The sequence below is a fragment of the Mesorhizobium sp. Root695 genome, assembly GCF_001428185.1.
Taxonomy (GTDB): domain Bacteria; phylum Pseudomonadota; class Alphaproteobacteria; order Rhizobiales; family Rhizobiaceae; genus Mesorhizobium.
Window position 1 is genome coordinate 139842 of record NZ_LMHO01000044.1, and the last position, 26134, is coordinate 165975.

Consider the following 26134-nt stretch of genomic DNA (forward strand, 5'->3'; position numbering starts at 1 on the left):
GCTTTTTAACAGACGCCTTTAAAAACTTCGCAGTTCCAATGCGCCCTCTGGTTCATTATGTTGCGGTGCAATCCGCGCCCTCGGTGAACCATGTCCGATGCTCCCAAGACCTCCGGCATGACCCGGCTGAGGAACTATTTCCTCACAGGCTTCGTCGTCTGCGCGCCTCTGGCGATCACCGCCTATATTGCCTGGTCGTTCATCGGCTGGGTCGATTCCTGGGTGAAACCCTATATTCCAGCCCGTTACAGCCCGGACACCTACCTGCCGTTTCCGGTCCCAGGGTTCGGACTGATCGTGGCGCTCATCCTGATCACGCTGATCGGTTTCCTGACGGCCAACATCGTCGGCCGCGCCATCGTCAATTTCGGCGAGCGACTGCTTGGCCGCATGCCGCTGGTGCGCGGCATCTATGGCTCGCTGAAGCAGATTTTCGAGACCGTGTTGTCGAACAAGGGCGACATGTTCCGCCAGGTCGGGCTGGTCGAATATCCGCGCAAGGGCGTGTGGTCGCTGGTGTTTGTCGCCAGTGAGAAGGAAACCGAGATCAACCAGAAGCTCGATCAGGAAGGCGATCCGCTGATTGCCGTCTTTATGCCGTGCACGCCGAATCCAACGACCGGCTTTCTGATGTATGTGCCGAAGTCGGACATCGTGCCGCTCGACATGACGATCGAGGACGGCGCCAAGCTGATCGTCTCGGCCGGACTGGTGGCGCCCGAGGTCAAGCAGATGGTTGTCGTGAACGGCGAGCCGATCGAGGGAATGTTGGCCAATCCGTCGGTTGCCGCCCTGGCTCAGCCGGCGCGCAAGAGCCGCACTGCTTCGTCGCGCCCGAACAAGTAAAGCAGCAGACGCAACGCCTCGCCACGCTCGGATTGCAGCTCCGGATCGCGTGACAGGACCAGCCTGGCATCGTCGCGGGCGGCCTCCAGAAGGTCGGCATGTGCCTCGATGCGCGCCACCTGGAAACCTGGCGTGCCGGACTGGCGGGTGCCCAGCAATTCGCCTTCACCACGCAGCTTCAGATCCTCTTCGGCGATCAGGAAGCCGTCCTCGGTCTCGCGCATCACCGACAGCCGGCGTTTCGCGGTCTCGCCGAGCGGGTCCTTGTAGAGCAGCACGCAGGAGGACTTGCTGTCACCGCGCCCGACCCGCCCGCGCAACTGGTGCAATTGGGCGAGGCCGAAGCGCTCGGCATGCTCGATGACCATGACGGTCGCGTCCGGCACGTCGACACCGACCTCGATGACCGTGGTGGCGATCAGGATGCGTGTCTCGCCCTGCTTGAAGGCGCGCATCGCCTCGTCCTTCTCGGCGCCCTTCATGCGGCCATGGACGAGGCCGATGCGGTCGCCGAACAGTGGTTTCAGCGAGGCAAAACGGTCCTCGGCCGACATCAGCTTGATTTCTTCGGATTCCTCGACCAGCGGACAGATCCAGTAGATCTTCTGGCCGCCGGCGACGGCATCGACCATGCGGCCGACCAGTTCGTCCAGCCGCTCGAGGGGCAGCGTGACGGTGCGGATCGGCTGGCGGCCGGCCGGCTTTTCCGTCAGCTTCGACACATCCATGTCGCCGAAGGCGGTCAGCACCAGCGTGCGCGGGATGGGAGTGGCGGTCATCACCAGCATGTCGGGCGCGTCGCCCTTGGCGGTGATGGCAAGCCGCTGGTGGACGCCGAAGCGGTGCTGCTCGTCGATGACGGCGAAGACCAGGTCGTGGAAGGTGACCGTGTCCTGGAACAGCGCGTGGGTGCCGACGACGATGTCGATCTCGCCGCTCGCCAGACCGGCCAGCGTGTCAGTGCGCTCGCGGCCCTTTTCGCGGCCGGTGAGGATAGCGATGCGCAGCCCGACCTTGGCGGCAAGCGGCGCGATGGTCGCCAGATGCTGGCGTGCGAGAATCTCGGTCGGTGCCATCAAGGCGGCCTGGCCGCCGGCCTCGACGGCGCGCGCCATGGCCAGCAGCGCCACCACCGTCTTGCCGGAACCGACATCGCCCTGAAGAAGCCGCAGCATGCGTTCGGGATCGGCGAGGTCGGCGTTGATTTCGGCCAGCGCGAACTCTTGGCTTGATGTCAGCGAATAGGGCAGTGCGGCGCGCAATTTTTCAACGATGCTGCCGTCGCCGACCAGGGGACGCCCGGACAGGCGGCGGACTTTTGCCCGCACCAGCGCCAGCGAGACCTGGCCCGCCAGTAACTCGTCATAGGCGAGCCGTCGCCACGCGGCGCCGTCGACGGAGACGTCGATCGGGTCGGCCGGATTGTGGATGCGGGCGAGCGCATCGCCAAAGGCCGCAAAAGTGTGCCGGCGCATGAAGGCGCTGTCCTGCCATTCGGGAAATTCAGGCACGCGTGCGAGCGCCTGGCCGATCGCCCGGCGCAGCACCTTGCCCGAGAGCCCTGCGGTGAGCGGATAGACCGGTTCGACCAACGGCAGGTTCTCCGCCTCGCTGGCGAGCGCGATATGGTCGGGGTGGACCATGCTCGGGCGGCCGTTGAACCATTCCATGCGGCCGGAGACCACTACATGCTCGCCCTCGGGCATCGCCTTTTCGAGATAGGAAGCGTGAGCATGGAAGAAGGTCAGCGCGATCTCGCCTGTGTCGTCATGGGCGAAGACCCTGTAGGGCACCGACCTGTTGCCGCGCGGCGGCGGCTGGTGTCGGTCGATGCGCACGTCGAGCGTGACGATCTGGCCTTCCGCGGACCCTGCGATACCCGGCCGGCTGCGGCGGTCGATGACGGTGTGCGGCAGGACGAACAGAAGGTCGCCCGCGCGGGCGACGCGATCACCCAGATCGGCCGGGACAACCTTTTCGATCAGGGCGCCGACCTTCGGTCCGACGCCGGCAAGCGAGGTGATCGGAACAAACAGCGGATCGAGGATGGAAGGACGCATGATGTCAGCTTATGTCGCGACGGCTACAGCGCAAGGCTGACAGCACCTTCTATCCACGCTATATGCGCCGCAGCAAGTGAGGATGCGGCACAATGACCGGAACGACGAGATCAAGCGAGGGGCTGGACGCTCGCCGCCGCAAGCTTCTGTTTCGCTCCTGGCATCGCGGCATGCGCGAGATGGACCTTATCCTCGGCACCTTCGCCGACGCTGAGATCGGTGCCTTGACCGGCGAGGAAATCGACCAATATGAGAGGCTCCTCGACATTCCCGACACCGAATTCCTGCCCATGGTCACCGGCGAACGCCCGGTCCCGGCGGATATAGATTGTGCCGTCCTGCAAAAGATCCTGGCTTTCCGCCACTCCATGACATTTTGAGCGACCTGATTTCATGAGCCTCATTCCCATCATCGGCCTGCCGAAAGGCCGTGCCGGCCAGTTCATCGTTGACGGCGTCGCCGACGGCTACGAGGCCTTTGCGCTGGTGCAGGCGGCACTCGAAATCGCGCCCGACAAGCCGGTTCTGTTCGTCGCACGCGACGGCCAGCGGCTGCCGGCGATCATCGAGGCGCTGGCCTTCGTAGCGCCCGGTCTGCCGGTGCTGGAATTGCCGGCCTGGGATTGCTTGCCCTACGACCGCGTCTCGCCCGGTTCGGACGCCGCCGCCAAGCGCCTTGATGCGCTGACGGCCATGATCGCGCTGGCGAAGAAACCGCACCGTGCCGTCATCCTCACCACCGCCAATGCGCTGCTGCAGCGCATTCCGCCGGCAGAGCTGGTCGAGGCACAGACGTTCCACGCCAAACCAGGCAACCAGATCGATATGAACGCGCTGGTGTCGCGGCTGGAAACGTCCGGTTTCGAGCGCGTACCAACCGTTCGCGGTGTTGGCGAGTTCGCCGTCCGTGGCGGCATTCTCGACCTGTTCGCGCCCGGCTGGACCGAGGCGCTCAGGCTCGATTTCTTCGGCGACACGCTGGAATCGATCCGCGTCTTCGATGCCGCCACCCAGCGCACCACCGGCCAGCGCAAGTCGATGGCGCTGCAGGCGATGAGCGAAGTGGCGCTGACGCCGGAAACCATCAGCCGCTTCCGCCGCTCCTATATCGAGGCCTTTGGCGCCCCGCAGCGCGACGACGGGCTCTATGCAGCGGTCAGCGAGGGTAGGCGCTTCGCCGGCATGGAGCACTGGCTGCCGTTCTTCTACGAGCGGCTGGAGACGGTGTTCGACTATCTGCCGGATACACCTGTCATCTTCGACCATCTGGCGCATGAGGCGCTGGCCGAGCGTCACACGCTGATCCTCGACCACTACGAGGCACGCAGGAAGCAGGCCGATGGCGCCTTGAAGGACGCGGTACCCTACAAGCCGGTGCCGCCGGACCTGCTCTATCTTTCGCCGGAAAACCTGATCGCCTCGCTCGGGCCGCGCGAAGCGATCGATTTCACGCCGTTCGACGCGCCCGACGCCGGCGCGAAAAAAGTCTACCACGCCGGTTCGCGCTATGGCCGCAGCTTCGTCGAGGAACGCGCCGACCCCAGCATCAATGTGTTCGATGTTGTCGTCAAACATATCGCCGACGAGCGCGCGGCGCGCCGCCGCATTGTCGTTGCCGGCTGGACCGAAGGCTCGCTCGACCGGCTTGGCCAGATCCTTGCCGAACACCATCTCGGCAACCTCAAGCAGGTTGCAACGCTGGCAGAAGCCGAAAAGCTCGAGCCAGGTCAGGCGGCCCTGGCCGTGCTGCCGCTCGAATCCGGCTTCGAGACCGAAAGACTGATCGTCGTCGCCGAGCAGGACATTCTCGGCGACCGGCTGATCCGACGCTCGAAACGCAAGAAGCGTCCCTCGGATTTCATTGCCGAGGCTTCGGCGCTGTCGGCCGGCGACATTGTCGTCCACGCCGACCACGGCATTGGCCGCTTTATCGGCCTGCGCACGATCGAAGCGGTCGGGGCGCCGCATGACTGCCTGGAAATCCATTATGCCGGTGACGACCGGCTGTTCCTGCCGGTGGAAAACATCGAGCTTCTGTCGCGCTACGGTTCTGACACGGCCGAGGCGACGCTGGACAAGCTTGGCGGCGGCGCCTGGCAGTCGCGCAAGGCGCGGCTGAAGAAACGCCTGCTCGACATGGCTGGACAGTTGATCCGCATCGCCGCCGAGCGGCAGATGCGTGCTGCACCGGCACTGGTACCGGCCGACGGCCTCTATGGCGAGTTCTCCGCGCGCTTCCCCTATGAAGAGACCGACGACCAGCAGACGGCGATCGACTCGGTGCGGGACGATCTTGCGGCCGGCAAGCCGATGGACCGGCTGATCTGTGGCGATGTCGGCTTCGGCAAGACCGAGGTGGCGCTGCGGGCCGCCTTCATCGCGGCAATGGAAGGATTTCAGGTGGCGGTTGTGGTGCCGACGACGCTGCTGTCGCGCCAGCATTTCAAGACCTTTTCGCAGCGCTTTTCCGGCCTGCCGATCCGCGTCGCCCAGGCCTCGCGGCTGGTCGGCGCCAAGGAACTGGCCGAAACCAAGAAAGGCATCGCCGAAGGGCAGGTCGATATCGTCGTCGGCACCCATGCGCTGCTCGGTTCCGCGATCTCGTTCAAGAACCTCGGCCTGCTGATCATCGACGAGGAGCAGCATTTTGGCGTCAAGCACAAGGAGCGGCTGAAGGACCTGAAAACCGATGTGCACGTACTGACGCTGTCGGCGACGCCGATCCCGCGTACACTGCAACTGGCGTTGACCGGCGTGCGCGAACTGTCGCTGATCGCCACGCCGCCGGTAGACCGCATGGCGGTGCGTACCTTCATATCGCCCTTCGATCCCTTGGTCATCCGCGAGACTCTGCTGCGAGAACGCTATCGTGGCGGGCATTCCTTCTACGTCGTTCCTCGCATCAGCGATCTGGCGGAAATCCATGATTTCCTGAGAGAATCCGTACCTGAGCTGAAGGTGGCGGTGGCCCATGGCCAGATGCCGCCGGGCGAACTCGACGACATCATGAATGCCTTCTACGACGGCCAGTACGATGTGCTGCTGTCAACGACCATCGTCGAATCCGGCCTCGATATCCCGACCGCCAACACGCTGATCATCCATCGCGCCGACATGTTCGGCCTGTCACAGCTCTACCAGTTGCGCGGCCGCGTTGGCCGCTCGAAGGTGCGCGCCTATGCGCTGTTCACGCTGCCGGCGAACCGCAAGCTCACCGACACCGCCGAGCGCCGGCTGAAGGTGCTGCAGTCGCTCGACACGCTGGGCGCCGGCTTCCAGCTGGCCAGCCACGACCTCGATATCAGAGGCGCCGGCAATCTTCTCGGCGAAGAGCAGTCCGGCCACATCAAGGAGGTCGGTTTCGAACTCTACCAGCAGATGCTGGAAGAGGCTGTCGCCGAGGTGAAGGATTCCGGCGAAGTGCAGGATGGCGGCTGGTCGCCGCAGATCGCCGTCGGCACGGCGGTGATGATCCCGGAGGGCTATGTGCCGGACCTGCAGCTCAGGCTGGCGCTTTATCGCCGTCTAGGCGATCTCGAAAACACCGAGGAAATCGATGCTTTCGGCGCCGAGCTGATCGACCGCTTCGGCCCGCTGCCGGAGGAGGTCAAGCATCTGTTGAAGATTGTCTTCATCAAGGCGCTCTGCCGCAAGGCCAATGTCGAGAAGCTCGACGCCGGGCCGAAGGGCGTCGTCATCCACTTCCGCAAGCGCGAATTCTCCAATCCGGTCGGGCTGGTCCGGTTCATCGGCGAGCAGGGCTCGCTGGCCAAAATCCGGCCGGACCACAGCGTCGTGTTCGTGCGCGACTGGCCGACGGCCGAGAAGCGGCTGGCGGGCTCCGCGATCGTCATGACCCAGCTGGCGCGGCTGGTGGAGAAGGCGGCATAAGCGCAGTCGGCGAATTCGCCAGCGCTTGAATTCCCGTCTAGAATAGGAAATCGGCTTCGTGTATGGAGCCGCGATCCCCATACGGGGCGGGAATGGCGGAGTATAGGCCGCTGGAAAGAGCGTTGGGTGCAGCGATGACGAAATGGTCGCCGAATTCGTGGAGAGCAATGCCGATCAAGCAGGTTCCTGCCTATCCGGACCTTGCCGCGCTGAAGAACACGGAAGCTCAGCTCGCAACCTTTCCGCCGCTTGTTTTTGCAGGTGAGGCGCGCAAGCTGAAGAAGCAGCTCGCGGCTGTCGCTGCCGGTGACGCATTCCTTCTCCAGGGCGGCGATTGCGCCGAAAGCTTTGCCGAGCATGGCGCGGACAACATCCGCGACTTCTTCCGCGTCTTCCTGCAGATGTCGGTGGTGCTCACCTTCGCCGGCGCGCAGCCGGTGGTGAAGGTCGGCCGCGTTGCCGGCCAGTTCGCCAAGCCGCGCTCGTCCGACAACGAGACCAAGGGCGGGGTGACGCTGCCCAGCTATCGCGGCGACATCATCAACGGCATCGAGTTCGACGCCAAGTCGCGCATTCCAGATCCTGCTCGCCAGGAGATGGCGTACCGCCAGTCCGCGGCGACGCTCAACCTTCTGCGCGCCTTCGCGCAAGGCGGCTATGCCAGCCTTGAGAATGTGCACCGCTGGATGCTCGGCTTCGTGTCCGACAGCCCGCAGGGCGAAAAATATGAGTCGCTCGCCAACCGCATCACCGAGACGATGGGCTTCATGAAGGCCGTCGGCATCACCTCGGAGACCAACTACGCGTTGCGCGAGACCGATTTCTACACCAGCCACGAGGCGCTGCTGCTCGGTTACGAGGAGGCGCTGACCCGCGTCGATTCGACCTCCGGCGACTGGTACGCCACCTCAGGCCACATGATCTGGATCGGTGATCGAACCCGCCAGCCCGACCATGCGCATGTCGAATATTGTCGCGGCATCAAGAACCCGCTCGGCTTGAAATGCGGCCCGTCGCTGACGCCGGACGGCTTGCTGGAATTGATCGACCTGCTCAACCCCGAAAACGAGCCCGGCCGGCTGACGCTGATCGCGCGCTTCGGCTCCGACAAGGTCGCCGACCACCTGCCGAAGCTGGTGCGCGCTGTGCAAAAGGAAGGCCGCAGTGTCGTGTGGTCGTCGGACCCGATGCACGGCAACACGATCGAGGCCGCCGGCTACAAGACGCGGCCGTTCGATCGCATCCTGAAGGAGGTGCAGACCTTCTTCGAGGTGCACCGCGCCGAAGGCACGCATCCGGGCGGCATCCATGTCGAGATGACCGGCAAGAACGTCACCGAATGCACCGGTGGCGCGCGCGCCATCACCGCCGAGGAGTTGCAGGATCGCTACCACACCCATTGCGATCCCCGCCTCAATGCCGACCAGGCGATCGAACTGGCGTTCCTGGTGTCGGATCTCTTGAAGAAGAGCCACCCGGTGCAACACAAGCAAGCCGTCAACGGTTAAACCTAATTTCGGCCTGAACGGCTGACTGAGAATGGCGCTGGAGAAATCCGGCGCCTTTCTTTTGGCTGGTTCAGTGCCCGCGTTCCCAGCGCAGGCCAGCGAGACGGGGATCGGCAAAGGCGGTTCTGGAAAATTCGATCCGTTTTTCCGGAAATTCGCAAATCGCCTGCACGCCGAACGCGCCGAGCCGGATGCGCCAGGTCCGCGGCTCGATCGGCTTGGCCTTGGCAAAGCCACGGCAGGTCAGCAGCGCCATGTTGGCGCATTTGGGGTCACGCGCCGAGCGGTAGCGGATCGCCTCCAGCCCGGCCTCGCGGGCCGTATCGGCAATGGCCTGGCAAGCAGCATAGTCGGTCGGATGCGTCCATGCCGCGGCGTCGCGATCAAGCGGCGGTCGGGTGAGATCGATCGCCTTGGCGCATTTGATCGCGGCGGCAAAGACGGTGTATTCGGCGGCATCGCTCGGCCAAGGTGTTTTCGACGATTCGGCAAAGAACAGCAGCCGGTAGAAGGCCATTTCGGCCACCGCCGTCATCATGGTTTCGGCCGCATAGTAGACGCCCTTGGTCCTGCCGGCGCGGCGGAAACGCGAACCGTGCGGATAGACCGAGCCGTAGCGGAAGGGCGTCGCCAGGAGATAGTGGAGATGGCGGCATTCGAGGGGAATCTGCGGCTTGGTTTCCTCGATCAGGTCTTCCAGCACCGCCTGCTCGTCGAGCGTGTCGACGATTTTCAGCGTCGAGACATGGTGCTGCGCCTCCACCATGCGCCAGTATTTGCCGTCGATGCCGAAGGCTTCAGACGAGAGCGCGTCGGGAGTCCAGATAGGCGATGACATCGACAAGCCCGGTGATGGTGAGGATTTTTTCAAGCGGAGCGGCATCGAAAGCGGTGTTGGCGTTCTTCAGCCATGCCCGGGCGACAGCCGCGTCGCCGCCGACAATGGCGTCGAGCGAGCGGAACAGCCTGACGAACAACACGGCGAGCTCGAACGGCTTGGTGCCACGCTCAAGCAGGAATTCCTGCTTGCGCATGCGCGAAACCGTGGCCTCCGAAACACCGATCACCGAAGCCAGCATCCTGGCGGTGATGTCCAGCAGATCGGCCGCGCGCAGCGTTGCCTTGGTCAGGACTGCATTCTCGGCTGGCTTGGCGGCGGTTTGAGGTTGCATCGCGATGCCTTCCTATTTCTGTGGAAAATATAGGCCACAAAAATTCATATGGAAAGGGGCGGATGCAAAACAATCCGGAGAAGCGACCGGCGGGAAAGCTCAGTCCTTCTTGTAGAGCAGCCAGCTCTTGCCGGCCCGGCCAGCCATCGTCGAGTGCTTGGTGACGCGGTTGCGGCCGCTGACCTTCGAGCGATAGAGCGCCCGGTCGGCCTTGGTATAGAGATCTTCGGGCCCCTCCGCCTCGGATGCCATGCAGATACCCATCGAGACGGTGACGGTGCCGTAATTCGTGCCGGTCTGGCTGCTGGTGAACGGCGTCTGCTCGATCAGGGCGCGAATGCGCTCGGCGATCTCATAGGTGGCGTCCTCGCTGGCACCCTCGATGATCAGCGCGAACTCCTCGCCGCCGGTGCGGGCGACGAACATGTCGCCACGAATGCTGGTCTGGAAGATGTCGGCGATGATCTGGATGATCTTGTCGCCGACCGGGTGGCCATAGCGGTCGTTGATGTCCTTGAAGCGATCGATGTCGGCAAGGATCAAGGCGTTGAACAGGATACCCCTATTGCTGTTGTAGATCCTGGTGATTTCCTTGTCGAAGGCGCGGCGATTCCAGATGTGGGTCAAGGGATCGGTGTCGGCCAGCCGCTTGTACTCCTCGAGCTTCGACTTGACGGTCTCGAGTTCGGCCGTCTTGTCGCTGAGCGTCGAGGCCACCTGCCGGCCGTGGTCGATCGTCGAATTGGTGGCAATCGCCATGGCGTTGGCGATCTTCTGCAAAAGATCCTGGGAGAGAAGGCTGCGGCCGCCGAGGCCGCTCGATGTCTCATCGAGGATCCTGCCGTATTTCTCGATGTGGCTGCGCTCGCTCCTCAACAGCGAAGCGACTTCCTCGAGCTCCCTGGCAATGACGTCTCTGGCATGCTCGACGATGCCGGGACCATGGTTGTGGGCAAAGAAAGTGCGTCCGATCCGATCCAGTTCATCTTGTGTCGGCCGGCTGCTCAGCGAAACGACGGCGAGGCTGAGTTCGCGATTGGTTCCGCTCAGGGCCTCGTAGAAAATCTCGTAGTTGCGCGGCAGGCCAAGCACGCCCAGCTGGCGCATCGTGGCAACAGCAGTGGCTGCGATGTCGGTGCTTCGTTCGGTCGGGACAGGTGCCGGCTGCATTTTTGATTCTTCCCCTCGGATTCCGCCGCGGAATTCGCGGGTTCCCTGTGTCGCCGACCTGGGGAATGCGACAGGCACTTCAGAGCAATTTGCGAAGGATGCGTCCCCACCCACGACCTTCGCTTGTCGTGACCATACATGCGCCTGCGCTAAAGTTTCCTTAATTTGTAAGAAACGGACACGTTTTCTCTACCTGCGGGTGTAGAAGCTTCAATCCGCGCACAACAATCCATGCCGACGCCAGTTTGGGCGCCTTGAATCCGAAATCCGCGCATTGCGCTCTTGAAAATGAAACTGAATTTCGGATTTGCCGCGCCAATACATGTCGCATTTGCTTGCGTGTGGGTGCCGCAAAGTTGGAATCCTGAATGCCGGGCAATTTTTCTTCAAGAAGGGGTCGAGATGAGCGACAATCACACGGGAGCGTGTCTGTGCGGAGCGGTTCGCTTCAGGACGCGCGGAGCGCTGCGCGGTGTCATTTATTGTCATTGCTCGCAATGCCGCAAGCAGAGTGGACATTTCTATGCCGCGACCAATGTTGCCGACGCCGATATCGTGATCGAAGGCACAGAGAGCATCACCTGGTTCGAAGCGTCAGCCTTCGCCAGGCGCGGGTTTTGCAAGACATGCGGGTCGGTGCTGTTCTGGAAGCCGCGAGCCCAGGACTACATTTCAGTCATGGCGGGATCGTTCGACAGGCCAACAAGCCTCGAAGGAGAATGCCATATCTTTGTCGGTGACAAGGGCGACTATTATTCGATCGACGACGGGCTGCCGCAGTTTGAAAAGTCGACGCCCTCCATACCGGTCGCGGAATGAATCTTGGACAAGTCGCCTTATTCCATTGATCTGGCCAGCCATTGCATTATCCCGTGCCGGTGATTCGGAAAGAGGTTTGGCATGCAGCGGCTGATCGACGCTTATTTCAATTCGGTGCGGGCGTTTCGCAAGCTGGCCGTGAGCGAGAAGGCTTTCCAGCAGGAGCTGATGCTGCTGGCGCTTGCCTTGCCGCTCGGCTGGTTCGTTTCGATCTCGTGGCGCGGCTATGGCTTGCTGATCGGCGCGGTGCTGCTCTTGATCATGGTCGAAGTGCTGAACACTGGCATCGAGGCGGCGTGCGACGCTTTCAGCCGCGAGTTCAATGTCGACATCCAGCTGGCCAAGGACTGCGGTTCGCTGGCGGTGCTGATTTCGGTGCTCATCGTCGCCGGCGTCTGGGGCATAGCCATCATCGAGCGGATCACGGGACTACCGATCTAGCATCCCGGCTCCTATATGACGGTATCTAAAGGAAACCGTTATGTCTGAAGCCTCGAACTTTCTGCTTCTTGAGCGAGGCGGCCTGCCAGACGATCTGCGCTGGCTCATCGACAAATACCCGCGTGAAAACTGGCAGGACCATGCCAACATCCATGGCATCGCCAATATGTGGCTGCAGCGGCACGACATGTTCCGCGAACTTGGCGGCATGCTGACCAAGGGCATTGGCGACTATCGCGAGGGCAGGCTGACGGCGCCCGACTTCGCACGCTGGTTTACCCCACGCCTCAATCATTTTCTCGGTAATCTCGACGGTCACCACAGCGTCGAGGACCGTCACTATTTTCCGGTCTTCGCCAAGGCCGAGACGCGGCTGAAGCGGGGCTTCGAGATCCTCGATGCGGACCACCACATCATCCACGAAGGGCTGGAGCGCAATGCCGAAGCGGCCAATGCCTTCATCAAGTCGCTTCAGGAGAGCGAGGACAAACAGCGCTTCGCCGCCGACGCCTATGCCGACGAAAACAGCCGGCTGATCGCCATGCTGACCCGGCATCTTGCCGACGAGGAGGACCTGATCATACCGCTGATCCTCGATCGGGGTGATGTGGCGCTCGGCATCGACTAGGACGTGCCTGACGGCCTGCCCTGAATCTCAAAGCCCAGATCAGCTCTCTTTGGCGCGCTCCTTCTTGGCGATGTGACGTGCGACGAACCAGGCAAGGATCGCCACCGTCAGGCCGATGCCAAGCCCGACCAGCAGCCGCTCGTGGCGCATCAACGCCTGGCCGATGAAGTGCTCGGCCCCCAGTCCAAAGACATAACCGATCGTGCCGAACAGTACCGCCCAGATCGCTGATGAGATGGCGTTGAGGACGACGAAGCGCGACGCAGGGATATTGGAAAGTCCGGCCGCGATGCCGCCGACGAGGCGCATGCCATAGACATAGCGGTTCGACAGGACAAAAATGTTGGGGTGGGTGTTGAGGAGGCGAAAGGCGCGGCGAAAGCCGGGGCGCTTGCGCAATCTGACGACATAGCGATGGTCGGCAAAGCTTCGTCCAAGGATGAAGAAGAATGTGTCGCCGACGAAGGCGCCGAGGCCAGCCGCGAGGAAGGCGTGCCACAAGACGAAGACCTGCTGGTGCGCGAAGAAGCCACCGAGGATGGCGGCACTTTCACCCTCCGCGAGGCAGCCGATGAAGACGGCAAGCAGTCCATACTGTTCGATGAAATGATGGATGGCCTGCGTCATGAGGGTTGGGTCTGGGGGGTGAGCCGTTCGTCGATCCGCCTCAGCTGTTCGGCTATCTGCGCGATCTCGTCGCGCATGCCGATGATCTGGCTGTGGCGCAACTCGTCCAGCTTTTCGTGCAGCGCCATGATCTCGATCTCGGCCTTCAAATTGACTTCGTAGTCGTGGGCGGCGTCGATGCGGTCGCGCGCCGCCTGGCGGTTCTGCGACATCATGATCACCGGCGCCTGCAAGGCGGCGATCATCGAGAGGACGAGGTTGAGGAAGATGAAAGGGTAGGGGTCGAACGAATCTCGCCCCAGCAGCCACCAGTTGGCGCCGATCCAGAGGATCAGGAAGGCGATGAAGGACAGGATGAACGTCCACGAACCGCCGACGCGCGCAATGGCATCGGCGATACGGTCGCCTGCGCCCTGAAGCCCGGCAAGATTGTCGTTGATGTCCTGCGATATGGGCTTGCGGTCGACTGTACTCTGCAGCACCCGCCTCTCAAGCTCGCTCAAATTCTCCGGGTTTCGCCTCAGCCAGCGATTGGCCAGTTCGGGTAAAGTCTTGTTCATGGATGGCTCCATACAAAGCATCGGCTTGGCAGCCTGGTTTCCATATAGGAAGATGCCGGTTCGTCAAAAGCACGACGTGGGGATGCAAGCAGAATGCCCGATTTCGCAAAAATCCGTGCACGTGCCGCAAAACGCAAGGGTGGCGAGGAGGAACTGACGTCACTGTTGGGTCCAGCGCCTGACAATGCCGCCGTGGCTGAGATCGAGGACAATCGCATCCTGTCTGTCATGGCCGAGCGCGTCTTTGCCGCCGGTTTCGTCTGGCGCGTCATCGAACAGAAATGGCCGGGCTTTGAAGAGGCGTTTCTGCGCTTCGAGCCGAAGCGGCTGTTGTTCCAGCCCGATGATTTCTGGCACGATCTGGCTTCCGATCAGCGCATCGTGCGCAATCCGCAGAAGATCAAATCCGTTCGCGACAATGCTGCCTTCGTCGAGCGCGTGTCGAAGGAGCATGGCGGCTTCGGCGAATTCCTCGCCAACTGGCCGGCTGATGATCAGGTCGGGCTGATGGCCTATCTCGGCAAGCATGGCAGCCGGCTCGGCGGCAACACCGGCCAGTATTTTCTGCGCTGGCTGGGCTGGGATGCCTTCGTCATCTCGGGTGATATGGCGGCAGCATTGCGCAACGCCGGGCTCGACATCGCCGAAAGCCCGACATCCAAGAGGGATCTCGACAAGATCCAGGCACAGATCAACTTGTGGGTGGCACAGACAGGCCTGCCGCGCCGCCATATCTCGCGCATCCTGGCAATGTCGATCGGTGACAACCATTCTCCGCAAGCCTTGCGCGAATATATGGGCGACGACTGATCGCCCGCAGTCCAGGCACGAATGACGTACGTCAATCGGTCGGACACGATCGAAATCGATCGGTCGGAAGTGGTCCAAACGAACGCCATTGCCCGGCGAATTTTGCCGCGCTAAGTCAGCAGGCATGACCAAGAAACTCGACATCCTGCGCATCGCCGTTGCCCAGCTCAATCCGACTGTCGGCGACATATCAGGCAATCTCGCCAAGGCCCGCGAGGCGAGGGCGGATGCCGCCCGTCAGGGCGCCGATCTCGTGCTCTACACCGAGCTTTTCCTCGCCGGCTATCCGCCGGAAGATCTGGTGCTGAAGCCGGCCTTCCTGAAAGCCTGCGAAAAGGCGGCCGAAGACTTCGCCAGGGATACCGCCGATGGCGGGCCAGGCGTCATCATAGGCACGCCGCTGAAGCGAAAGAGCGGCACGCACAATTCGATCGTCTTCGCCGATGGCGGCAAGATCATTGCCGAGCGCTACAAGCTCGATCTGCCGAACTACGGCGAATTCGACGAGAAGCGCGTCTTCCAGGCCGGACCGGAGATCCAGGGACCGGTCAATTTTCGCGGCGTACGCATCGGGATTCCGATCTGTGAGGACATCTGGGGCGATGTCGACATCTGCGAGACGCTGGCCGAAAGCGGGGCGGAAATCCTGCTCGTGCCGAACGGCTCGCCCTATTATCGCGCCAAGATCGATGTCCGCCACCAGGTCGTCATTCGCCAGGTCATCGAATGCGGGCTGCCGATGATCTATGCCAACCAGCTTGGCGGTCAGGACGAACTGATCTTTGACGGCGCCTCGTTTGCCATTGGTTCTGACAAGACTCTGGCCTTCCAGATGAGCCAGTTCGAGGAAGCAGTCGACGTCACCACCTGGAAAAGACAAGGCGAAGGCTGGGTCTGCTCGGAAGGGCCGATGTCGAAAATCCCGGACCGGGAGGAGGCCGACTATCGCGCCTGCATGCTGGGCCTGCGCGACTACGTCAACAAGAATGGCTTCAAGAACGTCGTGCTTGGTCTCTCGGGCGGTATCGATTCGGCGATCTGTGCGGCCCTTGCCGTCGATGCGCTCGGCGAGGAACGCCTGCGCGCGGTGATGATGCCCTACCGCTACACCTCGAAGGACTCGCTGAAAGATGCCGAGGACTGCGCCCGTGCGCTCGGCTGCCGCTACGACATCGTGCCGATCTTCGAACCAGTCGAAGGCTTTCTGCACACGCTGACGCAGATGTTCGAAGGCACCAAGGAAGGCATTACCGAGGAGAATTTGCAGAGCCGCGCGCGCGGCACCATCCTGATGGCGATCTCCAACAAATTCGGCTCGATGGTCGTCACGACAGGCAACAAGAGCGAGATGTCGGTCGGCTATGCCACGCTCTATGGCGACATGAATGGCGGCTTCAATCCGATCAAGGACCTCTACAAGATGCAGGTCTACGCGCTGTCGCGCTGGCGCAACAGCCGCGTGCCGCCGGGGGCACTTGGCCCCTCCGGCGAGGTGATCCCGAAGAACATCATCGACAAGGCGCCGTCGGCGGAATTGCGCGAGAACCAGACCGACCAGGATTCGCTGCCACCCTATCCGGTGCTCGACGACATCCTCGAATGCCTGGTCGAGAACGAGATGGGCGTCGACGACATCGTCGCGCGCGGCCATGACCGGGCGACGGTGACACGCATCGAGCACCTGCTTTACATCGCCGAATACAAGCGCCGCCAGGCGGCGCCCGGTGTGAAGATCACCAAAAAGAACTTCGGCCGCGACCGCCGCTATCCCATCACCAACCGTTTCAGGGATCGCAGCTAGACACGGAAAGCGCGCGGCGGCCCCTCGGGCGGAGATAGCCATGTCCGACTGTGAAATCAGCTTCGACCTGTCACACATCGCATCGACCGATGGCCGCTACATGCGGTTCGATCGCGATCCCGGATGAAGCGGCACGCGGCGATGGCTTACCGCCATTGTTGCAAAATAATCGCAGTGGTTGGACCAGAGACGCTTTTGGCGTGAGCCGATCTTGGCGATGCATCGGGGCGTTCTATAAGGGCTTCTCCGCGATTCATTTGCGGGAGGTCCGAATGGCAGTATTTCAAATGGTAATGCGAGGCCGCGAAGCCTAGGTTTTATCCGGCGTTCCGCGAGGGTCTACCCTTCGCTCTGATGCCGGATCGAGCGCAGGCTTACGCCGATGCCGGTCGCCGCCCGATTACCGGCGAGACGCCAAATATGCCATTCCGCTTTCTAGGCGCTCATTAGTCCCTTGCGCGGCTTCTTCAATTTTCGACCTTACTGGGATCGGGCTCGTTTGCGCCCGAATGACATCATGGCTCGTTTCAAGATCGATTTGCGCGCGAGCGCCTTTCGTAGCGTTCTTGGCTTCACGCTCACCCACTGGCGGCGTCAGCCGTGGCGGCTTTCGGTGATCATGGGCGGCTTCCTGCTGTCGACGCTGGCCGACGTTTTGACGCCGCTCTATTCCGGCCGGTTGGTCGACGCCGTCGCCAGCAGCGCCGGCGCGGACACGATTGCCTGGAATGCCGCGATGGCAGCGTTTTCGATGCTGATGGCTCTGGCCTTGACTGGCGTCGTCTTGCGCAACCTTGCCTTCATGGCGATCGTCGAACTGACGCTGAAGATGATGGCGGACATCGCCGCAGATGCCTTTCATCGCGTCCAGCGCTTTTCCACCGACTGGCATGCAAACAGCTTTGCCGGCTCGACCGTGCGCAAGGTGACGCGCGGCATGTGGGCGCTCGATCTGCTCAACGACACGATCCTCATCGCGCTGCTGCCGTCCGTCGTCATGCTGGTCGGCTCGACGATGTTGCTCGGCTGGTTCTGGCCGCTAATGGGCGCCGTCGTTGCCGCCGGTTCGGTGCTGTTCATCATTGTGACGGCGATGTTGTCGCTTGGCTATGTCGCCCCGGCGGCAAGGCTCGCCAATACCTGGGACACACGCCTCGGCGGCTCGCTGGCCGATGCGGTCAGCTGCAACGCCGTGGTCAAGGGCTTCGGCGCCGAGGAGCGCGAAGAGTCCCGCCTCGCCAGGGTCGTTGCCAAATGGCGTGCGCGTACGCGGCGCACCTGGGTGCGCGGCACCATCAACGGCACCACGCAAGGGGCGCTGCTGCTGGTCATGCGCGCGGCGGTGATCGGTCTGGCGCTGATGCTGTGGTCCTGGGGGCAGGCGAGCGCCGGCGACGTCGCCTTCGTGTTGACCTCGTTCTTCGTGCTGCAGGGCTATCTCAGGGATATCGGCACGCATATCCGCAATCTGCAGCGCTCGATCAACGACATGGAGGAACTGGTCGATTACCAGTCCGAACCGCTCGGCATCGAGGACCGGCCCAGCGCCAAGCCGACCCGGATCACTGAAGGGCGGATCAGCTTCGACAACGTCACCTTTCACTACGGCAATCACCGGTCGGCGCTCTATCGCGACTTTTCGGTCGATATCGCGCCGGGTGAACGTGTCGGGCTCGTCGGCCATTCGGGTTCGGGCAAGACAACCTTCGTCAAGCTCATCCAGCGGCTCTATGACGTGAACGCGGGAAAGATCCTGGTCGACGGCCAGGACATCTCGCAGGTGGCGCAAGCGTCGCTGCGCGGGCAGATCGCCATCGTCCAGCAGGAACCGATCCTGTTCCACCGGTCGCTGGCTGAGAATATCGCCTATAGCAGGCCGGGTGCGACGCAGGAGGAGATCGAGCATGCCGCGAAGCTGGCGAGCGCGCACGACTTCATCACCAACCTGCCGAAAGGCTACGGCACGCTGGTCGGCGAACGCGGCGTGAAACTGTCGGGCGGCGAACGGCAGCGGGTGGCGATCGCGCGCGCGTTCCTTGCCGATGCGCGCATCCTGATCCTCGACGAGGCGACATCGAGCCTTGATTCGGAGTCGGAGGTGTTGATCCAGCAGGCGATGGAGCGGCTGATGGTCGGCCGCACGACGCTGGTCATCGCGCACCGGCTTTCAACGGTGCGGGCGCTCGACAGGCTGCTGGTCTTCGATCGCGGCAAGATCGTCGAGGAAGGCTCGCATGACGAACTCATCCGGCTGAAGGGCGGCATCTACCGTCGCCTGTTCGAGCGTCAGGCGCTGGAACTGACCAAGGGTCTGGTGAGCTGAGCTGAGGTGGCCTCCGGCTTCGGCCGGAGGCCACGGGGTGGCGCAGGCCACGCGATCGCAGGGCGGAGCCGAACCTGTTGCGAGCACATCGGCGGACCTGGGACGTCCGAAGTCCCTGTCGCTCAACGTATGCCGGCCGAGCCAATCCGCCTGTGAGGTCCTTTTCCAGATCCTGAGTTTTTGAGATGCCTGTTCATCATACCAATCGAGATACGTTGTTTCTACCTTTGGTTGATATATATTTGATATAAGCAACCCAGGGGCGATCTCACGATGCATCTTGTTTCCGCAAATGCCGGTCCGGGAAAGGTGGCCGCGCCGTCGGTGCTGGATTCTCAGCACGGCTCGGTTCGGCCGCTCGCGGCCGAAGATCTCGAGAGCGTCGCCGCACTCTTCCTGACGAAGTTTCGCCGGCGGCGGCGTCATCTCCTCGATCGCGCGATCGCGGAGACGGCCGAGTATATGAGAGAGATTTATCTTGACCCCGCCAGCCAGTCCGGCGTGAGCAACGCTCTTGTCCAGATCAACCGGCAGGGTCGTCTGGGTGGATTTCTCGGCGTCCTGAAAGCCCACTACGAGCTCAACGGAGCGGAATTGAACGCGGCGATCATCGGTCCGCTCATGGCCGACCCCGGCACCGATGACGGCTCGGCCGGACCGCAATTGCTGCGTGCCTTGCACCAAGGCGAATTCGATCTGCAGCTGACCGATTCGGCCAACCGGACATCTTTGGCCTTCGCGCGCCCGATGAAGTATCAGCTCCTGCCGGTGCATTGTCTGGGATGGACCTGTATTTTCCGACCAGCCGCGATGGCCGCCGCCACACTGCACCGTAAGTGGCCCGGCCTGCCTCGCTTGGCGCTCGATCCCTGCGCGAGAGCATTCGATGCTCTTGCGAAAAGGAGGTTCGAGCTCCCCGTCCAGGCTTCATCGTCGCAACGGGTCCACAGTGAGCCGATCACTGCCGCGCAATTTGCCGAGCGGCTGCCGACCCTGCTGTCCGATTACTCTCTTCGGCCGAGCTGGAAGGATGGCGAACTGCCACGGCTGCTCGCGCTGGCAGCCGAGAAGCGGGCCGACGGCCCACTTCGTTTCGGCGGAACTTACGACGAAACTGGCAAAATGCTCGGTTGTTATGCCTTCTATGGCCAAGCCGGCGACATCGCGAGCCTGTTGCAAATCCAGTCATCCGGACCTCACTGGCGCACGACGCTGGATGGCCTGATCGCGGCTGCATGGGATATGGGCTGCGTGGGCATCACAGGGCAGACGCAGAGCAGATTCATGCCTCAACTCTTCGGCTACAGGAATCTCTTCTTCCGCTATGCCGGGGGGACGATGGTCCGCTCGCGAAACGCCGAGGTGACGGAAGCGGTCCGCTCCGGTGACATCTTTATCGGTGGGGTGGTGGGTGACCGCTGGACCCGCCTCAGTTCCGATGACTTCGGCCGCTGATCGCCTTCAACGACCTGGCCTTTTCATTCCAGTCGCCATGTTCTATGTCTGCCGGGCAGCGCGGGGGCGCGTCTTGTCAATCACAAAAGCATCCGGTACGCCCCGCTCATGACAGTTACCGTTCGTTTCGCCCCGTCGCCAACCGGCCGCATCCATATCGGCAATGCGCGCACTGCTCTGTTCAACTGGCTGTTTGCCATGAACAACAAGGGTCGCTTCATCCAGCGTTTCGACGACACCGACATTGCCCGCTCGAAGCAGGAGTTTTCCGACGCCATCCTCTACGACCTGCATTGGCTGGGCATTTTTCCCGACGCCACCGAGTACCAGTCGCGGCGTTTCGAGGTCTATGACGCGGCGGTCGAGAGGCTGAAGGCGGCTGGCGTTCTCTATGCCTGCTATGAAACGCCGGAGGAACTCGATCTGAGGCGCAAGGTGCGCCGCACGCGTGGTCTGCCCCCCGTCTATGGCCGCGAGGCGCTGGCGCTGACGCACGAGCAGATCGCCGAATACCAGGCCGATGGCCGCCGGCCGCACTGGCGTTTTCTCCTCCCCAACTTCTCAGGCGATCCGCTGCAGCCGGAACGCACTGAAATCCATTGGAACGATCTGGTGCGCGGCGAGGAAACCGTCGACCTCGCTTCGCTTTCCGATCCGGTTCTTGTGCGCGAGGACGGCACTTACCTCTACACGCTGCCCTCGGTGGTCGACGACATCGAGATGGGCGTCAGCCATGTCATCCGCGGCGACGACCATGTCACCAACACCGGCGTGCAGATCGCCCTGTTCCGGGCGCTGGCTGCGGAGCCGCCGGTGTTCGGTCACCACAATCTCCTGACCACGTCCTCGGGCGAAGGACTGTCGAAACGCACCGGCGCGCTCTCGATCGAAAGCCTGCGCGAGGACGGTATCGAGCCGATGGCCGTCGCCTCATTGGCCGTGCTGGTCGGCACCTCGGAGAATGTCGCGGCGGTGCCTACGATGGGTGAACTCGCCGAGCGCTTCGATCCTGCGGCGACATCGAAATCCGCGGCCAAGTTCGATCCGGACGAGCTGTTCGTGCTCAACCGGACATTGCTGCATCATATGCCGTTTGCCGAGGCACAGGACCGGTTGATCGTGCTCGGCGTCTCGGGCGAGCAAGCCGAGCCGTTCTGGTTGGCGGTGCGCGGCAATCTCGACAGGCTGGCCGACGCGGTCAACTGGTGGCGTATCCTGCGCGAAGGGCCGCAGGAGAAGCCGGAATTTTCCGATGATGATCGCGATTTCCTTGGCCAGGCGTTCGACCTGCTGCCGGAGGAACCCTGGACCGCGACGATCTGGAAGGACTGGACGGGCAAGATCAGGGAAGCGACCGGCCGCAAGGGCAAGGCGTTGTTCATGCCGCTCAGAACAGCCCTTACCGGACTGTATTCGGGGCCGGAGCTTGCAGATCTATTGCCGCTGATGGGTCGGGAAGGAACGTTGGCCCGACGACCCTGACTTTGCGCTGTTCCGGCGGCAGCGCGGACACCGGCGACGTCACGGGCTTGGCGGAAAGCCGCTTGATCGCCTCGCGATCGAGCCCGCCTTCCAGATTGGCCAGGGTTTCGGGATCGGCACCTGGATCCGGCTTGGGAACCGGAACCGGAATGAACGGTGCGGCGTCCGTCTCGGGCAACGACTGTTCCTGATACGGCGGGTTGCCGGCGATGATCTTGAAGCCCTGCGCGGCGTTGCAGCCGCAGGCCGGCGGCCGCGCCATGTCGGGCTGCTTGTAGAGATAGGCGGTCGGCAATTCACTGTAGGGCCGGCCGGTGACCGATGATGTCATCGAGGCCGAATCGTCATCCATGCCGCGCGAGTAGAAAACCTGCATCTCGGTGCCGGGGCAGCTCGATTCGCAATTCTTCTGGTCGCGTTCGAAATCGCTGGTCGACGCCGAATTCGACATCGGGAAGAAATAGCCGTCGCAAGTGCGTACACAGGAAGTGTGGAATTCACCGCCGACGCTCGGAAAGTCCGGTACGCCGGGCCGGTTGAGCACCCGGCGGACGCTGCGCTCCTCGCCGGGATCGTCAGGCTGGTCAAGTGTATTGTCGAGCGTATCAAGCTGCCGGCTGTTTCCGCCGAAAAGCTGGTCGAACAGGTTTGTGCTGCCGCCTTCGCGGTTCGCTTCCTGCAAGGGCGCGCGCTGTGGCGCAACGGTGTCGTCGCGGCAGCCATTGGCGTCAAGCGCCGCCAGGATGCGTCCGCGGTCGCGGCGCAAGCCGCCGCCGGCAAGCCGCTCGCGTTTGCTTTGCAGCGCGTCGAGGTTGGCATTCATGCGATCGATGGTGGCGTTGAGCCCGGCGCACTCATTGACGTTGCGGCCAAACAGCGAAAAGCCGCAGCCGGCACTGCTGGCCTGGCCGCGGGCTTTTGAGATCTGCTCGCGTTGCCTGGATATGGCGGCGTCGTATTTCCGGATCATTGCCGGGCCGCCACCGCCACCGCGCGATGCCGCGGCAAGATCGGCCTCCAACTGGCGGCAGACCCGCGAGGCGGCCTGTGGCTCGGCTATCCCCCAGGTTGCGGATAACAGGAGGCCAAGCAGCACGGCAGCATGCGCCTGCTTCCACCCTCCGCTTGCCATCCGCCCAAACTCCGCCTGCCCAAATCCCGCCCGTTGGCCCGCAAGGCTACCGTGTTCGCGGTTAACCGTAGTTTACCGCGAAATCCGTGTTCAGCCCAGATTGACGACCGCTTGCGCCTTGTGGGCGGCTTCGACCACGGCAAGCGCTGTCATGTTGACCACGCCGCGCGAGGTGACCGACGGCGTCAATATGTGCGCCGGCATGTCGGTGCCGAGCAGGATCGGCCCGACATGGAGCGCATCCATCATGGTTCTGAGCGCGGTCAGCGTGATGTTGGCCGAATCGAGGTTGGGGAACACCAGCAGATTGGCTTCGCCCTTCAGCCTGGAGTGGGGATAGACGCGCTGGCGCAGATGCTCGGACAAGGCAGTATCCGCATGCATCTCGCCATCGCATTCAAGGTCAGGCGCGATACGCGCCAGGATCGCCGCCGCCTGTCGCATCTTGAGTGCGCTGGGCGAATCGCGCGAGCCGAAATCCGAATGCGACAGGAGTGCCGCCTTCGGCTCGATGCCGAAGCGCTGGATTTCTTCCGCCGCCAGCACCGTCATCTCGGCGATCTCCTCGGCGGTCGGATCGACGGAGACGTGCGTGTCGGTGAGGAAGATGATGCCACGCTGCGATATCAGCATGGAAAGCGTCGACAGGTCGTGGTCCTCGACGCCAGCGCGCGGGCCGATGATCAAGGTGACGTTGCGCAGATGCCGCTCGAAGCGGCCTTCGAGGCCGCAGACCATGGCGTCCGCATCGCCACGCTTCAGCGCCAGGGCCGCAATAACCGTGTTGTCGGTGCGCACCATGGTGCGTGCGGCCTCCGTCGTCACGCCGCGCCGGCCGGCGAGTTCGATCAAGAGGTCGACATAGTGGCGATAGCGCGGATCGTCCTCCGGGTTGATCAGGCCGAAATCGACGCCCGGCTTGATGCGCAACCCATGACGCTTCAGGCGCACCTCGATGACATGCGGGCGGCCGATCAGGATCGGCTCGGCAATGCCTTCCTCAAGCACGACCTGTGCCGCGCGTAGCACGCGCTCGTCCTCGCCGTCGGCATAAATGACACGCTTGGCGGTCGACGTCTTGGCGGATGAGAACACCGGCTTCATCACCAGGCCTGAGCGGAAGACGAAGCGGTTCAGCTTGTCGATATAGGCGGCGAAGTCGGTGATCGGCCTTGTCGCGACGCCGGTGTCGCAGGCAGCCTTGGCGACCGCAGGTGCGATGCGCAGGATCAGGCGCGGATCGAAGGGCGAGGGGATCAGGAATTCAGGCCCGAAGATCGGCGTCTCGCCGGAATAGGCGCGTGCGGCGACATCGGAGGGTTCCTCGCGGGCCAGCGCTGCGATTGCCCGCACCGCCGCCATCTTCATCTCCTCATTGATGGCTCTGGCACCACAGTCAAGCGCGCCGCGAAAGATGTAAGGAAAACACAGTACGTTGTTGACCTGATTGGGAAAATCCGAACGGCCGGTGCAGATCATCGCATCGGGGCGCGCCGCGCGCGCTACTTCCGGCATGATCTCGGGATTTGGGTTGGCCAGCGCCAGGATCAGCGGCTTCGGCGCCATGTGCTCAAGCAGTTCGGGCTTCAGCGCGCCTGCGGCCGAGAGGCCGAGGAAGACGTCGGCGCCCGATATGACATCGGCCAGCGTGCGCGCCTCGGTGTCCTTCACATAGGGGTCTTTCCAGCGGTCCATTTCGTCGGTGCGGCCCTTGTAGGCGACGCCGAAACGGTCGGTGACCCAGATGTTTTCGACCCGTGCGCCAAGCGAGACCAGCAGGTTGAGGCAGGCAAGGGCGGCAGCGCCGGCGCCGGAGGTGACGATCTTGATGTCCGATATGGTCTTGCCGGCGAACTCCAGCCCATTGAGCACGGCGGCGGCGACGATGATGGCGGTGCCGTGCTGGTCGTCGTGGAACACCGGGATGCCCATGCGGGCCTTCAGCTGCTCCTCGACCTCGAAGCATTCGGGTGCCTTGATGTCCTCGAGGTTGATGCCGCCGAAGGTCGGCTCCAGCGCCGAGATCGTCTCGACCATGCGCTCGATCCCCGGCGCGTCGATCTCGATGTCGAAGACGTCGATGCCGGCGAACTTCTTGAACAGGACGGCCTTGCCTTCCATGACCGGCTTGGAAGCCAGCGGGCCGATATTGCCGAGGCCGAGCACGGCCGACCCGTTGGAGACGACACCGACCAGATTGGCGCGCGCCGTGTAGTCGGCGGCGGTCGCCGGATCGTCGCGGATTTCCAGGCAAGGGGCGGCGACACCAGGCGAATAGGCGAGCGCGAGGTCGCGTTGGTTGCCCAGCGGCTTGGTCGCCTGGATCTCGAGCTTTCCCGGTCTTGGGTGCTTGTGGAAATAGAGGGCGGCTTCGTCGAGGTCCGAACGTGCCGTCTTTTTGCTCTCGCCTTCCATGCGGCTGCTCCCTCGAAATCTGGCTGGAGATTCCCTTTTAGCATGCGGCCCAGGTTTTTCGCGACGCTAATCGACGCGCCGGCGGCAATACCCGGCGGCGCGTAGAAAGTCATGATCGATCAAATGCTTATGCCGATTTTCTGACAGATGGTTGCTGCAGTTTCACGGACAAGTTGACTAGAAGGCGCTGACGTAGAGACCGCCATCGACCGGTATGTTCTGCCCGGTCAGATAGCCGGCGTGGACCGAGCACAGGAAGGCGCAGATCTGGCCGAATTCCTCCGGCGTGCCAAGCCGTTTGGCCGGAACATCGGCGCTGATGCGGATCTTGCGGGCTGCGGCCGCCGCAGGGTCCTCGACGGTGCCGGCCTCGTGCGGGCCGCGCAGCCGGTCGGTGTCGAGCTTGCCCGGCAAAAGACTGTTGATGGTCACGTTGCGGTCGATCACCGTTCTGGCCACGCCGGCAAGGAACGAGGTCAAGCCGGCGCGCGCGCCGGACGACAGATCAAGGCCGGGGATCGGGACATAGACCGACAGCGAGGTGATGTTGACGATGCGGCCGAAGCCGCGCGACGCCATGCCGTCGAGGACGGCCTGGACAAGTTCGATCGGCGTCACCATGTTCTGGGTGACGCCTTCGAGGATCTTTTCGCGATCAAGCGTGCGGAAGTCGCGAAGCGGTGGTCCGCCATTGTTGTTGACGAGGATGTCCGGGTTGGGACAGGCCGCGAGCAGAGCCTCCTGCACCTCGGGCCTGGAGACGTCGCCAACGACTTCCGTCACCGTGACGCCATAGCGCTGGCGCAGTTCCGCGGCCGTTTTCGCCACCAGTTCGGCATTGCGCCCGTTGACGACGATGTCGCAGCCGGCTTCGGCCAGCGCCATCGCGCAACCGCGTCCAAGCCCCTTGCTCGAAGCGCAGACTATGGCCTTCTTCCCGCGAATGCCGAGATCCATGATGATTTTCTCCTTGTGAGCCGGCGGCAAGCTAGTC

The 26134-nt window shown here is 62.8% G+C and carries 21 protein-coding genes; 12 read left to right on the forward strand and 9 right to left on the reverse strand.

What is annotated here, in order from left to right; all coding sequences use genetic code 11:
- The first annotated feature begins 90 nt into the window (after window positions 1-90).
- Window positions 91-846, forward strand: a complete 756-nt coding sequence (locus tag ASD99_RS28580; protein ID WP_056582195.1) for a DUF502 domain-containing protein — start codon at window positions 91-93, stop codon at window positions 844-846.
- Here ASD99_RS28580 and recG read toward each other — a convergent pair.
- Window positions 798-2906 (reverse strand): ATP-dependent DNA helicase RecG, encoded by a 2109-nt coding sequence (gene recG / locus ASD99_RS28585; RefSeq protein ID WP_056582197.1) that lies wholly within the window; start codon window positions 2904-2906, stop codon window positions 798-800. The genes ASD99_RS28580 and recG overlap by 49 nt on opposite strands.
- 92 nt (window positions 2907-2998) lie before the next feature.
- Between recG and ASD99_RS28590 the strand changes: the two genes are divergently transcribed.
- The 3 genes from ASD99_RS28590 (at window position 2999) to ASD99_RS28600 (ending at window position 8305) form a co-directional block, all read left to right on the forward strand.
- Window positions 2999-3286: a succinate dehydrogenase assembly factor 2 gene (locus tag ASD99_RS28590; RefSeq protein WP_056582203.1), complete on the forward strand. Its 288-nt coding sequence runs from the start codon at window positions 2999-3001 to the stop codon at window positions 3284-3286.
- A 13-nt stretch (window positions 3287-3299) separates the two neighbouring features.
- Complete coding sequence (gene mfd / locus ASD99_RS28595; RefSeq protein ID WP_057145680.1) at window positions 3300-6797, forward strand: transcription-repair coupling factor; 3498 nt, start codon at window positions 3300-3302, stop codon at window positions 6795-6797.
- 134 nt (window positions 6798-6931) lie between these two features.
- Window positions 6932-8305: a class II 3-deoxy-7-phosphoheptulonate synthase gene (locus tag ASD99_RS28600; RefSeq protein WP_056582206.1), complete on the forward strand. Its 1374-nt coding sequence runs from the start codon at window positions 6932-6934 to the stop codon at window positions 8303-8305.
- A 70-nt stretch (window positions 8306-8375) separates the two neighbouring features.
- Here the strand turns inward: ASD99_RS28600 and ASD99_RS28605 are convergent, their stop codons facing one another.
- The 3 genes from ASD99_RS28605 to ASD99_RS28615 form a co-directional block, all read right to left on the reverse strand.
- Entirely contained in the window at window positions 8376-9143 is a 768-nt protein-coding gene (locus tag ASD99_RS28605; protein ID WP_057145682.1) for an RES family NAD+ phosphorylase, read from the reverse strand.
- Window positions 9103-9477 (reverse strand): MbcA/ParS/Xre antitoxin family protein, encoded by a 375-nt coding sequence (locus ASD99_RS28610; protein ID WP_082583450.1) that lies wholly within the window; start codon window positions 9475-9477, stop codon window positions 9103-9105. The genes ASD99_RS28605 and ASD99_RS28610 overlap by 41 nt, the downstream gene beginning before the upstream one ends.
- A gap of 99 nt (window positions 9478-9576) precedes the next feature.
- A complete protein-coding gene (locus tag ASD99_RS28615; RefSeq protein ID WP_057145686.1) occupies window positions 9577-10647 on the reverse strand; it encodes a diguanylate cyclase in 1071 nt (356 codons plus the stop codon).
- A gap of 402 nt (window positions 10648-11049) precedes the next feature.
- Between ASD99_RS28615 and ASD99_RS28620 the strand changes: the two genes are divergently transcribed.
- The 3 genes from ASD99_RS28620 (at window position 11050) to ASD99_RS28630 (ending at window position 12535) form a co-directional block, all read left to right on the forward strand.
- On the forward strand, window positions 11050-11466 hold the full coding sequence (locus ASD99_RS28620) for a GFA family protein (protein ID WP_056582214.1): 417 nt from the start codon (window positions 11050-11052) through the stop codon (window positions 11464-11466).
- An 81-nt stretch (window positions 11467-11547) separates the two neighbouring features.
- Entirely contained in the window at window positions 11548-11907 is a 360-nt protein-coding gene (locus ASD99_RS28625; RefSeq protein WP_057145687.1) for a diacylglycerol kinase, read from the forward strand.
- A 40-nt stretch (window positions 11908-11947) separates the two neighbouring features.
- Window positions 11948-12535, forward strand: a complete 588-nt coding sequence (locus ASD99_RS28630) for a hemerythrin domain-containing protein (RefSeq protein WP_056582215.1) — start codon at window positions 11948-11950, stop codon at window positions 12533-12535.
- Between the two features lie 39 nt (window positions 12536-12574).
- On the opposite strand, the gene ASD99_RS28635 is transcribed toward ASD99_RS28630, so the two are convergent.
- Window positions 12575-13162 (reverse strand): DedA family protein, encoded by a 588-nt coding sequence (locus tag ASD99_RS28635; protein ID WP_056582217.1) that lies wholly within the window; start codon window positions 13160-13162, stop codon window positions 12575-12577.
- Window positions 13159-13722, reverse strand: coding sequence for a DUF1003 domain-containing protein (locus tag ASD99_RS28640; RefSeq protein ID WP_056582399.1), 564 nt, complete (start codon window positions 13720-13722; stop codon window positions 13159-13161). The genes ASD99_RS28635 and ASD99_RS28640 overlap by 4 nt, the downstream gene beginning before the upstream one ends.
- A gap of 93 nt (window positions 13723-13815) precedes the next feature.
- Between ASD99_RS28640 and ASD99_RS28645 the strand changes: the two genes are divergently transcribed.
- From ASD99_RS28645 to gltX, 5 genes are all read left to right on the forward strand, one after another.
- Window positions 13816-14532 (forward strand): DNA-3-methyladenine glycosylase I, encoded by a 717-nt coding sequence (locus ASD99_RS28645; RefSeq protein ID WP_056582219.1) that lies wholly within the window; start codon window positions 13816-13818, stop codon window positions 14530-14532.
- A gap of 124 nt (window positions 14533-14656) precedes the next feature.
- A complete protein-coding gene (locus tag ASD99_RS28650) occupies window positions 14657-16333 on the forward strand; it encodes an NAD+ synthase (protein ID WP_057145689.1) in 1677 nt (558 codons plus the stop codon).
- A gap of 517 nt (window positions 16334-16850) precedes the next feature.
- Complete coding sequence (locus ASD99_RS28655; protein ID WP_082583453.1) at window positions 16851-18656, forward strand: ABC transporter ATP-binding protein; 1806 nt, start codon at window positions 16851-16853, stop codon at window positions 18654-18656.
- Between the two features lie 273 nt (window positions 18657-18929).
- The gene (locus tag ASD99_RS28660; RefSeq protein ID WP_057145694.1) at window positions 18930-20111 is read left to right on the forward strand and encodes a hypothetical protein; all 1182 of its coding nucleotides are present in this window, start codon (window positions 18930-18932) and stop codon (window positions 20109-20111) included.
- A 108-nt stretch (window positions 20112-20219) separates the two neighbouring features.
- Window positions 20220-21593, forward strand: coding sequence for a glutamate--tRNA ligase (gene gltX / locus ASD99_RS28665; protein WP_057145695.1), 1374 nt, complete (start codon window positions 20220-20222; stop codon window positions 21591-21593).
- Here the strand turns inward: gltX and ASD99_RS28670 are convergent.
- From ASD99_RS28670 to ASD99_RS28680, 3 genes are all read right to left on the reverse strand, one after another.
- The gene (locus tag ASD99_RS28670) at window positions 21511-22725 is read right to left on the reverse strand and encodes a DUF2865 domain-containing protein (RefSeq protein ID WP_057145697.1); all 1215 of its coding nucleotides are present in this window, start codon (window positions 22723-22725) and stop codon (window positions 21511-21513) included. The genes gltX and ASD99_RS28670 overlap by 83 nt on opposite strands.
- Window positions 22726-22815: 90 nt before the next feature.
- Entirely contained in the window at window positions 22816-25140 is a 2325-nt protein-coding gene (locus tag ASD99_RS28675; RefSeq protein WP_057145699.1) for an NADP-dependent malic enzyme, read from the reverse strand.
- 177 nt (window positions 25141-25317) lie between these two features.
- Window positions 25318-26097 carry an SDR family oxidoreductase gene (locus ASD99_RS28680; RefSeq protein WP_056582235.1) on the reverse strand — a complete coding sequence of 260 codons (780 nt, stop codon included), beginning with the start codon at window positions 26095-26097 and terminating at the stop codon, window positions 25318-25320.
- Between the last annotated feature and the right edge of the window lie 37 nt (window positions 26098-26134).